This window comes from Ruegeria sp. HU-ET01832 (genome assembly GCF_040371315.1).
In the GTDB taxonomy this organism is placed as follows: Bacteria; Pseudomonadota; Alphaproteobacteria; order Rhodobacterales; family Rhodobacteraceae; genus Ruegeria; species Ruegeria lacuscaerulensis_A.
In genome coordinates this window covers 903,488-916,007 of sequence record NZ_BAABWL010000001.1, presented here as the reverse complement: position 1 = coordinate 916,007, position 12,520 = coordinate 903,488, and the positions used below count along the sequence as shown (strand labels likewise).

The following is a 12,520-nucleotide window of genomic DNA, read 5'->3' as shown; positions in this document are numbered from 1 at the left end:
ACAACGAGGCACTTGAAATGAACGTATTGGGCAAAGTGGTAGCAGTGGGCGCACTTGGCATTCTGGCTGCCTGTACCAGCAACGATCCATCCGATTTGGGCGGGGGCTTTGGCAATGGCGCGAATGGTGGTGGATTGGCGGCTGGGTCACCAAGTGATCCGCGCTCGCCTGCCTATTTCCAGCAGACCGTCGGCGATCGTGTGTTGTTTGCGGTCGATCAATCAACGCTGACACCGCAGGCGCAGACTGTTTTGCAAGGGCAGGCGGATTGGTTGCTGGCAAACCCAGATTTCGTGGCGAACATAGAAGGTCACGCGGATGAACAAGGCACCCGTGAATATAACCTCGCATTGGGCGCACGCCGGGCGAATGCGGCACGGGAATATCTGATCTCGCGCGGGGTGGCAGGCAATCGCTTGACTACGGTCAGCTTTGGCAAGGAACGCCCGATCGAGATTTGCAGCACCGAGGATTGCTATTCCAAGAACCGCCGCGCGGTTACTGTGCTGACCGGCTCAACACTGGGGTAAGGCGATGAAAGTTGCAGGATGGGTTCTGGCGGCGGTTCTGACTACCGCCAGCGTGGCGCAAGCGCAAGATCAGCAGACTCTGGCGGATATCCGGCAAGAACTGACTGTGTTGCATGTGGAAATCCAGCGTCTGAAGCGTGAGTTTTCGACAACGGGCTCTCCGGCACCGAACCTGTCCGGCAGTTCGATATTGGAGCGTGTGGACGCGATCGAGGCCGAGTTGCAGCGCCTGACCCGTCAGACTGAGCAGTTGAACCAGCGGGTGCAGAATATCGTCACCGACGGTACCAACCGCATCGGCGATCTGGAGTTCCGTCTGGTCGAACTGGAAGGCGGTGACCTGAGCGCGCTAGGAGAGACCTCGAGCCTTGGAGGGGACACCGAGATTGCTACCGCGGCCCCGACCTCGCCCAGCGTACCGGTTGCGATTGATCAGGGAGAGCTGGCAATCGGTGAACGGGCGGATTTTGATGCTGCGGTGCAAGCATTGGCTGAAGGTAATTTCCAAGCAGCCGCCGACCAATTTGCCAATTTTGACGTCTCTTACCCGGGCAGCCCACTGGCGCCTGAAGCCAATCTGAAGCGCGGGCACGCTCTTGAGGGCCTGGGCGACACGCGTGAAGCTGCGCGTGCTTTCCTGGCCAGCTTTACCGGCGACTCCGAAGGCGCATTTGCGCCTGAAGCGTTGTTTGAACTTGGCTCGGCCCTTGGGCGTCTTGGGCAGCGGGATCAGGCGTGCATCACGCTTGGGGAAGTCGGGGTGCGGTTTCCCGCCTCTCCTGCGGCGACTAGCGCAACGCAGGAAATGACCTCGCTGGGCTGTCCTTGAGCGAACTTGCCGACAGGTTACGATCCGAGCTTCGTGCAGGTTTGCCTGAACGATTGCCTTATCGACTAGGTGTTGCCGTATCGGGCGGAGGCGACTCGCTCGCCTTGTTGCATCTGATGAATGATCTCGCTCATGACGAAGGTATCGAACTGAGTGCGGCGACAGTAAACCATCATCTGCGCGCGGAAGCCGCGACCGAGGCGCTGTGGGTTTCGGACCACGCAAAGTCTATGGGTGTGTCGCATGACATTCTGGAGTGGCACGGTTGGAAAAAATCGGGAAACCTTCAGGATCAGGCGCGTCGCGCACGGTACGATTTGCTGGCGGACTGGGCGCGGCGAAACCAGATCGGTGCGGTTGCTTTGGGTCATACTGCGGATGATCAGGCCGAGACCTTTCTGATGCGTTTGGGTCGCGCGGCAGGTGTAACCGGTCTGTCCGGTATGTCGACTGTTCGTGATCGTGACGGGTTCGTCCTGTTACGTCCAATGCTGAAGATCACCCGACAAACCCTGCGGGAATACCTGACCGAGATCGGTGTCGAGTGGATCGAAGACCCTTCGAATCAGGATCGCCGGTTTGATCGTGTCAAAGCCCGTGATGGGTTGGTCGGACTTGGTGAAATCGGCATAACGGTCGAGTCTTTGGCACGGGTTGCTGATAATCTTGCACAAGCCCGTGATGCCTTGGATCACTTTACGCAGGAATCCGCTGCCAAGGTGTTGGTTCCGGTGTCCGGTGATGTCTGTTTGGATCGCGAAGGCTTCGATGCTCTGCCCCAAGAGATTAGGCGTCGCTTGTTGATTGGCTGCATCCGATGGATTGCGGGCGGTGACTATCCGCCGCGCCAATCAGCGGTAGATGTGGCCCTGCATGCGATCAAACAGGGAAACGGGACCACATTAGGCGGTTGTATTCTTGTTACAAAAGCGCAGAAAACATGGGTTTGTCGAGAGCTAAACGCGATTTCGCACGAAACATGCGATCCCGACCAGACTTGGGATAAACGCTGGATTCTGTCCGGCCCCTCCGGAAGCGATTTGCAAGTAAAACCACTTGGTGAAGAAGGTATCGCGCAGGTTTCAGGTTGGCGTGATTTTGGAAAACCACGTGCGGCTTTAGTCGCCTCGCCCGCGATTTGGCACAAAGATGTGTTAATTTCGGCCCCATTGGCCGGTTTTGGCAACGGATGGCGCGCGGAAATCGTGTCGAAATGGCCCGACTTTCACTCTTCGTTTTTATCGCATTGAACCTGCTTGAATCCTCTCTATTTTAAGAAGCAACCCGGCGGACACGCATCCGCCGAAATCTTTTGGGAGATTTTCCTTGGGCAACGCTCGTAACATCGCCTTCTGGGTCGTTCTGTTTTTGCTGATCCTTGCACTGTTCAATTTGTTCAGCGGACCGGGTGGAACGCTTCAGAGCAATGAAAGAACCTATTCCGATTTCGTGGCCGCCGCGCAAAGCGGTGAAGTCAAAAACGTTACGCTGGATGGTGAACAGATTCGCTATACCACGCAAAGCGGCGCAAATTATGTGACCATCAAGCCAGCCGACGCCGAAGTCACAAAACTGCTGATCGATGAAAACATCCCTGTGCAGGCGGTCAAACAGCAGCAGTCGGGTTTCCAGTCCTTCCTGATCACTCTGCTGCCGTTCCTGCTGCTGATCGGTGTCTGGGTTTATTTCATGAACCGGATGCAAGGTGGCGGCAAAGGCGGCGCGATGGGCTTTGGCAAGTCCAAGGCCAAGATGCTGACCGAAAAGCATGGCCGTGTGACCTTTGACGACGTCGCGGGTATCGACGAGGCCAAGGAAGAGCTGGAAGAAATCGTTGAATTCCTGCGCAACCCGCAGAAATTCAGCCGTCTGGGCGGCAAGATCCCAAAAGGCGCGCTACTGGTGGGCCCTCCGGGTACTGGTAAGACACTTCTGGCCCGTGCGATTGCAGGTGAGGCAGGCGTGCCCTTCTTCACAATCTCAGGCTCGGACTTTGTCGAGATGTTCGTGGGTGTTGGTGCGTCCCGTGTGCGCGACATGTTCGAACAGGCCAAGAAAAACGCACCTTGTATCGTGTTTATCGACGAGATTGACGCCGTGGGCCGCCATCGTGGTGCCGGTTATGGCGGCGGGAATGACGAACGCGAACAGACGCTCAACCAATTGCTGGTTGAGATGGACGGGTTCGAGGCCAACGAAGGTGTTATCATTCTGGCGGCTACCAACCGTAAGGACGTGTTGGACCCCGCGCTGTTGCGTCCGGGCCGATTTGACCGCAACGTGACCGTCGGCAACCCGGACATCAAAGGCCGGGAGAAGATCTTGGGCGTGCATGCGCGCAAGACGCCTCTGGGTCCCGATGTCGATCTGCGCATCATCGCGCGGGGGACACCGGGTTTCTCGGGTGCCGATCTGGCGAACCTTGTGAATGAGGCCGCTCTGATGGCCGCGCGTGTGGGCCGCCGCTTTGTCACTATGGAAGATTTCGAAAACGCCAAAGACAAAGTGATGATGGGTGCCGAGCGTCGCAGCATGGTGCTGACGCAGGACCAGAAGGAAAAGACCGCGTATCACGAGTCCGGCCACGCTGTGGTTGGTTTGGAACTGCCGCTTTGCGATCCAGTCTATAAGGCGACGATCATTCCGCGCGGTGGTGCGCTGGGTATGGTTGTGTCGCTGCCGGAAATGGATCGCCTGAACTATCACCGCGATGAGTGCGAGCAAAAGCTGGCCATGACCATGGCCGGTAAAGCCGCCGAGGTCATCAAGTATGGTGAAGATCACGTCTCGAACGGCCCTGCCGGCGACATCATGCAGGCCAGTCAATTGGCGCGCGCGATGGTGATGCGCTGGGGCATGTCGGACAAGGTTGGCAATATCGACTATGCCGAAGCGCATGAGGGCTATCAGGGCAACACCGCAGGTTTCTCGGTCTCGGCCCATACCAAAGAGCTGATCGAGGAAGAGGTAAAGCGCCTGATCCAGCAAGGGTATGAGCGCGCTCACCAAATCCTGACCGACAAGAACGAGGAATGGGAGCGTCTGGCCCAAGGTCTGCTGGAGTATGAGACCCTGACCGGCGATGAGATCAAGCGCGTCATGAACGGTGACAAGCCAACTGAAGATGATGACGAAAGTGACAAGCCGGACGAAGGCAGCGCACCCAGCGTGACGGCTATCCCAAAGACCAAGGTCAAAAAATCTCCACCCGATGGCGGGATGGAGCCGGAACCGACGGCATAATTCAAAAACCCGGGCTAAGACCCGGGTTTTTCTTTTTTTTCCCGTGTGCCTGCATTCTAGTAGCGGCTGGAACAGAGCGAAGGAGAGAGACGATGCCGGTCTTACGCAAAACGGAATTCACGGCCGAAGTTGTCTGGCTTGGTCAGGTGCCGGCTGGGGCCTCCATCAGGGCCGAGGCCGCGGCCTCATTGTCTCTTGGGTTCGCGGGGGTTGCAGGAGAGCGACACGAGGGGGAAAACCGCGCGTCCTGTGTGCGCGTGACAAACATCTATCCCAAGGGCACGGAAATCCGGAATGTACGGCAGCTCTCGGTGTTGTCCCAAGAGGAAATGCAGGAAACTGCGGCCGAGATGGGGTTGGACACGCTCGATCCGTCCTATCTTGGGGTCAGTATCCTGTTGAAGGGTATCCCCGATTTCACCCACGTGCCTCCGTCATCGCGCCTGCAAGGGCCGGATGGAGTAACGATCACAATCGACATGGAGAACCGCCCTTGTGTGATACCGGGACGCGAGGTTGAAGCCGATCTGCCCGGTCACGGTGCCGCTTTCAAGCCTGCCGCGCAGGGAAGGCGCGGTGTGACGGCTTGGGTCGAACGCCCCGGAGTTCTGAGCTTGGGTGATTCCCTGACGTTGTTTGTTCCCGATCAGCGCGCTTGGGCACCTTAAGACACAGGCTTTCCGATGCGAAACGATCAAAGTTACGTGACGCCACCCTGTAAGTGACGCTACGCCGTTTCAAGACATGATTATGTCGGAATCCACATCTATCGCCACGGTACACGACGGTATGGGTTGACCAGCGCCGACGCCCTGCGTCGGTTTTGCACGGCATTCAATCAGGGACCCTGCCCAATGAGCTATAAATCCGACATCGAAATCGCCCGCGAAGCGAATAAGAAGCCGATTCAGGAAATCGGTGCCAAGATCGGCATCGACTCTGCCGATCTGCTGCCTTACGGCCATGATAAGGCCAAGGTCAGCCAGGACTTCATCAACTCGGTTCAAGACCGCGAAGACGGCAAGCTGATCCTTGTCACCGCGATCAACCCGACCCCTGCGGGTGAAGGCAAGACCACCACCACCGTTGGTCTGGGCGACGGTCTGAACCGCATTGGCAAGAACGCGATGATCTGCATCCGCGAAGCCTCGCTGGGCCCGAACTTCGGCATGAAGGGCGGCGCTGCGGGTGGCGGTTACGCACAGGTTGTTCCGATGGAAGAGATGAACCTGCACTTCACCGGTGACTTTCATGCCATCACCTCGGCCCACTCGCTGCTGTCGGCGATGATCGACAACCACATCTATTGGGGTAACGAGTGCGACATCGACATTCGTCGCGTTGCATGGCGTCGTGTGGTCGACATGAACGACCGTGCTCTGCGTCAGATCACCGCCTCGCTGGGCGGCGTGTCGAACGGCTTCCCGCGCGAGGCTGGCTTTGACATCACCGTGGCGTCGGAAGTTATGGCGATCCTGTGCCTGGCCAACGACCTGAAAGATCTGGAAAAGCGTCTGGGCGACATCATCGTTGCTTACCGCCGCGACAAGACCCCGGTCTATTGCCGCGACATCAAAGCCGAAGGCGCAATGACCGTTCTGCTGAAAGACGCGATGCAGCCGAACCTGGTGCAGACACTGGAAAACAACCCGGCCTTCGTCCATGGCGGCCCCTTCGCGAACATCGCGCACGGCTGTAACTCGGTCATTGCGACCAAGACCGCGCTGAAAGTGGCTGACTATGTCGTCACCGAAGCAGGTTTTGGTGCCGACCTGGGTGCCGAGAAGTTCATGAACATCAAGTGCCGCAAGGCGGGAATTGCCCCGTCTGCCGTGGTGCTGGTTGCCACCGTGCGCGCGATGAAGATGAACGGCGGCGTCGCCAAGGCTGACTTGGGCGCAGAAAACGTCGATGCGGTTCAGTCCGGCTGCGCTAACCTGGGTCGCCACATCGAGAACGTGAAATCCTTCGGTGTGCCGGTTGTTGTCGCCATCAACCATTTTGTCACCGACACTGATGCCGAAGTTGATGCGGTCAAGAAATATTGTGCCGATCACGGAGTCGAAGCGGTTCTGTCACGTCACTGGGAACTGGGCTCGGAAGGCTCGGCACCGCTGGCCGAAAAAGTCGTGGAAATCGTCGAAGGTGGCACTGCTAACTTCGCGCCGATCTACCCCGATGACATGCCGCTGTTCGAGAAGGTTGAAACTATCGCCAAGCGCATCTACCGCGCCGATGAGGTTCTGGCCGACAACAAAATCCGTAACCAGCTGCGCGAGTGGGAAGACGCGGGCTATGGCAACCTGCCGGTCTGCATGGCGAAAACCCAGTACTCGTTCTCGACCGATCCGACCCTGCGCGGTGCGCCCACCGGCCACTCGGTCCCGGTGCGTGAAGTCCGCCTGTCCGCTGGTGCCGGCTTCATCGTGGTTGTCTGTGGTGAGATCATGACCATGCCCGGTCTGCCCCGCAAACCGGCCGCGGAAACCATCTGCCTTAACGACGCAGGCGAGATCGAGGGCTTGTTCTAAGCCCCCAAATAAGACATCTCGTGGTCCGGGGATATCCCCGGGCCATGAGGAGACGAACATGCCCACTCTGACACCTCCGCAGGACTGTCATTCAATGCAGGAACTGCGGGTTCAGATCGACAAGCTGGACCGCCAACTGATCGAGATGTTGGTGATGCGTGCGGGATATATCGACCGCGCCTCGCAGTTGAAACCTGCCGAGGGGCTGCCCGCCCGCATCCCGGACCGTGTCGAGGAAGTGGTGCAGCGCGTGCGCGCAAGTTCGGACGATCTGGGTTTGGACCCGGAACTGGCCGAACGGCTGTGGCGCATATTGATTGATTGGTCGATCGCACGCGAGGAACGTGTGCTCGGCGCCGACTGATCGGGCGTTTCAGGCGCCTGATCCGTTTTTGATAGAAGGGATGACAGGATGGTAGCCGAGGTTATCGACGGTAAAGCTTTTGCGGCGAAAGTGCGTGCGCAGGTGGCGGATCAGGTTGCAAAGCTGAAAGAGCAAAGTGGTATCACGCCCGGTCTGGCCGTAGTTCTGGTTGGTGAAGACCCGGCCAGCCAGGTCTATGTCCGCTCGAAAGGCAAACAGACCGTCGAGGTCGGCATGAACTCGTACGAGCATAAGCTGGATGCCGAGACCTCGGAAGAAGACCTGCTGGCGCTGATCGATAAGCTGAACAACGACCCGGCCGTACACGGTATTCTGGTCCAGCTGCCGCTGCCCAAGCACCTGAACGAAGACCTTGTGATCAACTCGATCGACCCGGCCAAGGATGTGGACGGCTTCCATATCTCGAACGTGGGTCTGCTAGGCACCGGTCAAAAATCGATGGTGCCCTGTACGCCGCTGGGTTGTCTGATGATGCTGCGCGATTATCACGGCTCGCTATCGGGGATGGACGCGGTGGTGATTGGCCGTTCGAATATCGTGGGCAAGCCGATGGCGCAGCTGCTGCTGGGTGACAGTTGTACCGTGACCATCGCGCATTCGCGCACCAAGGACTTGCCAGACGTTGTGCGCCGGGCCGACATCGTCGTCGCCGCCGTTGGCCGCCCCGAAATGGTGCCGGGCGACTGGATCAAAGAAGGCGCAACCGTAATCGACGTAGGCATCAACCGGATCGAGCGTGACGGCAAGAACAAGCTGGTCGGTGACGTGGATTATGCCAGTGCGGCCGAGCGTGCAGGCGCAATCACCCCGGTTCCGGGCGGTGTCGGTCCGATGACCATCGCCTGCCTGCTGGCCAACACCCTGACCGCCTGCTGCCGTGCAAACAGCCTGCCGGAACCTGAAGGGCTGACCGTCTAGCGCGTACGATCCGCGCGAACCAAAGAATACGACGGGCCGGGAGTGGAAACACTTACCGGCCCGATTGTTTCACGGAACAATCAACGAAACTTAATCTGGCAGGGTTTGAATATGGCGAGAACGATGATAAACCTATGATCTCAGCGAGTTAGGCGCTTGAGTGTCATGCTCGACTGGAAACAGGAGAGAGTATCTGAGCTGTCATGCCGAATAAACTAAGCTCATTGGTTGCCGAGTTTACGATGCGCCGGGTGGTTGCCGGTGCGATTTTCCTGCCCTTAATGGCCATTGCATTTCAACCGTTCCAGAATATGGATCTGAGCTTTTCCTTGCGCCTGATATTTTGGACCGGGGTCACAGCCTTGGCTTTGGGGGTGACATGGGCGGCGCGACAACTGCTGAAGAAATGGTTCGCTGAAACCTCTTTCACGGGGTGGGATCTTGCTTTTACGTTTGTTGCTTTTGCGCTGTTCGTTCCTTCGCTGTGGTTGATGACCTTGCTTGTCTTCTCGGCTGGTGGGCAGCAGGCACCAGACGTTCTGTCAGTGGTATCTTACGGAGCTTTGTTTACGACCGGGTTGTTGATCATCCGGCGGGCTCCGGTTCAGTCAGCTACGGATCATGACATCAGCCGCTTTGCGCCACGACTTTACAGACGATTGCCGCAAGAGTTCACGGGGCAGGTTCTACGTTTGGCAGTCCGGGATCATTCCGTTGACGTCGTTACCACCGAGGGACTTTTCACCATCCGTTCAAGGTTTACCGATGCCATTGCCGAGATGGAGCCCGAGCGTGGGCATTGCACCCACCGCTCGCACTGGGTGGTCGACGCTGCTGTGACCGGGATTGAAAAGAGTCACGGAAAAACTTTTCTACGCCTGACAAATGGCGAACTGGTCCCAGTCAGTCGCAAGTACAAACCCATACTTGAAAAAGACGGCGTGATCTAAACGCCTCAGCGAGGCATTGGGATCATCTGCGGGGATTGGCCCGTTAGAATCGCCATAGCGCGGTCGCTCATTAGTCCTTTTAGCGCTTCGTCAGAGCTGTATAGACCGCCGGTGTATGTACCATACGCGGGCAACAGTAGGCGCGTTTCGTCGACCAGAAACGCAGCACGCGTGATTGTTCGTCCGCGCAGCCGGAACCGTGCCTTGGGGTGGTAGTGACCTGAAACCTCTGCTTGACCGTCCGGTAGGGCTATGTGTCGGAACACAAGCGATCGCAGCTTGTGCTCAGCCAGATGGCTGCCACCCGATTCGACCGGGCCGGGGTCGTGGTTGCCTTCGATCCAAATCCAGGTCCGACCGGCTTGCAACGCCGCGATTTGCAGCTTTTCCCGACTTCCAAGGGCCGAGGCCGCATCTAGGTCGTCAAAGCTGTCACCAAGGCAAATCACTGTGGTTGCTTTGGTGTATTCCACATCGTTTGCTAACCGCACCAGCGTGTCCAGCGTGTCGTAGGGCGGTAGTGAAGCGCCTCCTCGCCGTGCGATGCGTTCTGCCTTTCCCAGATGCAAATCCGACACGCATAGAAGGCTTTCTTCCGGCCACCACAAAGCCCCGGTTCCAAGTGCGCGCAGGTCATGACCGGCGAAGGAAAACGACAATTCGTTCATGGTACGTTCTTTGCTTGTTTACGCGCCCGAGGCAAGTGATTCCAAGCCCGCCTCTTGCAGCAAACGCGCGCTCTCTTCGGCCAGCAGGCGCTCTTCGGCTGATCCTTTGACTGGGACCTTTCCAACCTCAAGAAACAGCGGTGCCGCAAGGGGCGACACCCGGTTCAGCCGTTTCAAGTCGATCTGGTCGCCGATACGCGCAATCATGGCTTCGATCCGTCCGAAGTCGACCAGGCCTCGCATGGCTTCTTCACGGGTAATTTGCATCAGCAGGTGATCGGGGTCGTATTTCAGCAATGTGTCGTACAAAATATCCGAAGAAAATGTTGCCTGACGACCGCTTTTGCGTTGTCCGCCCGTGTTGCGTTCGATTAGCCCTGCAATAGTGGCTGAGGCGCGGAAGGTTCGCTTCATAACGGCGTTCCCGGCCAACCAAGTTTCAAGCCCATTGCGCAGAGCTTCTAGTTGAAAAAGTGGGCGGGGGTCCGTTACGGCATCCAACCCCCAAATCAACGTTGCGTAGTCGGTCGCGACAAAGCCCAAGGGGGCAAGGCCGGTTTCTTCCATCCGTTTTGTCAGCAACAAGCCCAGTGTTTGCTGCGCGTTGCGACCCGCAAAACCGTAGACGCAGAGGTGTTCGCGCCCATTATCGGGAAAGCTTTCGATTAGCAGCCTGTCGCGGCTGGGCAGGCGCGAGACCTGCCGTTGGAGCGTCAGCCACTCGGCCGTATGCGCGGGCAGTTGCGGCCAATCGGGTTGCGCGAACATGCGCAGAATACGATCGCTCAACTGGGTTGAGGTGGCAAATTTGGTGCCCGAGAAGGTGGCGATCTTAGGCTTTTTGTCTGCGCGGCGGCTGACCTCGACCGTCATCTCGCGCAGCCCCTCGTAGCGCACGATCTGACCGCCGATCAGGAAGGTGTCGCCGGGGGTGAGCGAGGCGGCAAAGGCCTCTTCGACCTCGCCCAGTGGCTTGCCGCCCCGGCTGCGTTTCAGGCGCACTTTCAGCGTATCGGTGTCCTGAATTGTGCCCAGATTCATGCGGATACGCTGCGCGGCACGGGGGTCACGCAGTTGCCACAGACCGTCAGGGCGCTGTTGCAGCCGCTGCCAGCGGTCATAGGCGCGCAGGGCGTAGCCGCCGGTGGCGCAAAACTCCAGACAATCATCGAACTGCATGCGGCTGAGATCGGCGAAAGGCCCGGCGGTCGTCATTTCGGAATAGAGCGTATCCGCATCAAACGGCCCCGCCGCCGCCGCGATCAGGATATGTTGGCACAGCACGTCACGGGGGCCTGTGCCGCGTGGCTCTCCGTCCAGATCATGCGCGCGGGCGGCCTCAAGCGCTGCGACGCATTCTACCACCTCGAACCGGTTGGCCGGCACCAGCAGGGCCTTGGAGGGCGCGTTGTATCGGTGATTGGCCCGCCCGATCCGCTGGACCAGCCGTTTAACGTTCTTCGGCGCGCCGATCTGGATCACCAGGTCCACGTCGCCCCAATCGATGCCCAGATCAAGGCTGCCGGTACAGACGATGGCGCGCAGATCGCCGCGCACCATGGCGGCTTCGACCCGCTCGCGCTGTTGCCGGTCAAGGCTGCCGTGATGGATACCGATGGGCAACGCATCGTCATTGGCCAGCCAGAGATTGTGAAAGAATATCTCGGCTTGCGCGCGGGTGTTGTGAAAGATCAGCGTGGTCTTGTGTTGTTTGATCTGCTCCAACACGGCGGGGATGGCATAGGCGGCACCACCTCCGGCCCAAGGCGGCAGCTCCTGCGTTTCCAGCATCCGAATGTCGGGGTCCGGACCTGGATCGGCCTGCACGATCTGGCAGGGGTCAGGGTGGCGTGCCAGAAAGCGCGCGATTGCCTGCGGGTCTTCGACCGTGGCCGACAGACCCACCCGGCGCAGATCAGGGCACAATGATTGCAAACGCGCAAGCGCCAGCATCAACTGATCACCGCGCTTGCTTTCGGCCAGCGCGTGAATTTCGTCGATGATCACCCGCTGCACCCCCGCAAACATGCGCGGCGCGTCCTCATACGAGGTCAGCAGAGCAAGACTTTCCGGCGTCGTCAGCAGGATATGCGGAGGGTCTACCCGCTGACGTTTCTTCTGCGTGGCCGAGGTGTCGCCAGTGCGGTCCTCGATCCGGATGGGCAGGCCCATTTCGTCAGCAGGGCCGCGCAGGTTGCGGCGGATATCGGCGGCCAGCGCTTTTAGTGGCGAGACATAGATCGTGTGCAGACCGCTATGCGCGCCATCGGCCAACTGCGCCAGAGTCGGCAGAAATCCGGCCATGGTCTTACCCCCACCCGTCGGCGCAATCAGCAGCGTCGCCGGATCGGCAGCCCGGTCGAACATCTGTTGCTGATGAGGGTGGATCGACCAACCTTTGGCGGTGAACCAGTCGGTGATCCTGGCGGGAATCTGCGTCATGGGCGCAGACTACCTGCCCGGCAT

General features: G+C 58.7%; 11 protein-coding genes. 9 read left to right on the top strand and 2 right to left on the bottom strand.

The genetic code is table 11. The features are described from left to right. Positions 1-17: 17 nt before the first annotated feature. From pal to ABWV79_RS04575, 9 genes are all read left to right on the top strand, one after another. Complete coding sequence (pal, locus tag ABWV79_RS04615) at positions 18-530, top strand: peptidoglycan-associated lipoprotein Pal (RefSeq protein WP_170354917.1); 513 nt, start codon at positions 18-20, stop codon at positions 528-530. A gap of 4 nt (positions 531-534) precedes the next feature. Next, the gene (gene ybgF / locus ABWV79_RS04610; RefSeq protein WP_353390628.1) at positions 535-1,359 is read left to right on the top strand and encodes a tol-pal system protein YbgF; all 825 of its coding nucleotides are present in this window, start codon (positions 535-537) and stop codon (positions 1,357-1,359) included. Continuing rightward, positions 1,356-2,609: a tRNA lysidine(34) synthetase TilS gene (tilS, locus tag ABWV79_RS04605; protein ID WP_353390627.1), complete on the top strand. Its 1,254-nt coding sequence runs from the start codon at positions 1,356-1,358 to the stop codon at positions 2,607-2,609. The genes ybgF and tilS overlap by 4 nt, the downstream gene beginning before the upstream one ends. A 76-nt stretch (positions 2,610-2,685) precedes the next feature. After that, positions 2,686-4,602: an ATP-dependent zinc metalloprotease FtsH gene (ftsH, locus tag ABWV79_RS04600; protein WP_170354920.1), complete on the top strand. Its 1,917-nt coding sequence runs from the start codon at positions 2,686-2,688 to the stop codon at positions 4,600-4,602. A gap of 92 nt (positions 4,603-4,694) precedes the next feature. Then, complete coding sequence (locus ABWV79_RS04595; protein ID WP_353390626.1) at positions 4,695-5,270, top strand: MOSC domain-containing protein; 576 nt, start codon at positions 4,695-4,697, stop codon at positions 5,268-5,270. Positions 5,271-5,456: 186 nt separating this feature from the next. Then, positions 5,457-7,133 (top strand): formate--tetrahydrofolate ligase, encoded by a 1,677-nt coding sequence (locus ABWV79_RS04590; RefSeq protein ID WP_170753739.1) that lies wholly within the window; start codon positions 5,457-5,459, stop codon positions 7,131-7,133. A gap of 58 nt (positions 7,134-7,191) precedes the next feature. Beyond that, positions 7,192-7,497, top strand: a complete 306-nt coding sequence (locus tag ABWV79_RS04585) for a chorismate mutase (protein WP_353390625.1) — start codon at positions 7,192-7,194, stop codon at positions 7,495-7,497. A 48-nt stretch (positions 7,498-7,545) separates the two neighbouring features. Beyond that, entirely contained in the window at positions 7,546-8,436 is an 891-nt protein-coding gene (gene folD / locus ABWV79_RS04580) for a bifunctional methylenetetrahydrofolate dehydrogenase/methenyltetrahydrofolate cyclohydrolase FolD (protein ID WP_170753741.1), read from the top strand. A 203-nt stretch (positions 8,437-8,639) separates the two neighbouring features. Further along, a complete protein-coding gene (locus ABWV79_RS04575; protein ID WP_353390624.1) occupies positions 8,640-9,386 on the top strand; it encodes a LytTR family DNA-binding domain-containing protein in 747 nt (248 codons plus the stop codon). 5 nt (positions 9,387-9,391) lie between these two features. Here the strand turns inward: ABWV79_RS04575 and pdeM are convergent, their stop codons facing one another. Next, positions 9,392-10,054, bottom strand: coding sequence for a ligase-associated DNA damage response endonuclease PdeM (gene pdeM / locus ABWV79_RS04570; protein ID WP_353390623.1), 663 nt, complete (start codon positions 10,052-10,054; stop codon positions 9,392-9,394). A gap of 18 nt (positions 10,055-10,072) precedes the next feature. Continuing rightward, positions 10,073-12,496: a ligase-associated DNA damage response DEXH box helicase gene (locus ABWV79_RS04565; protein ID WP_353390622.1), complete on the bottom strand. Its 2,424-nt coding sequence runs from the start codon at positions 12,494-12,496 to the stop codon at positions 10,073-10,075. Between the last annotated feature and the right edge of the window lie 24 nt (positions 12,497-12,520).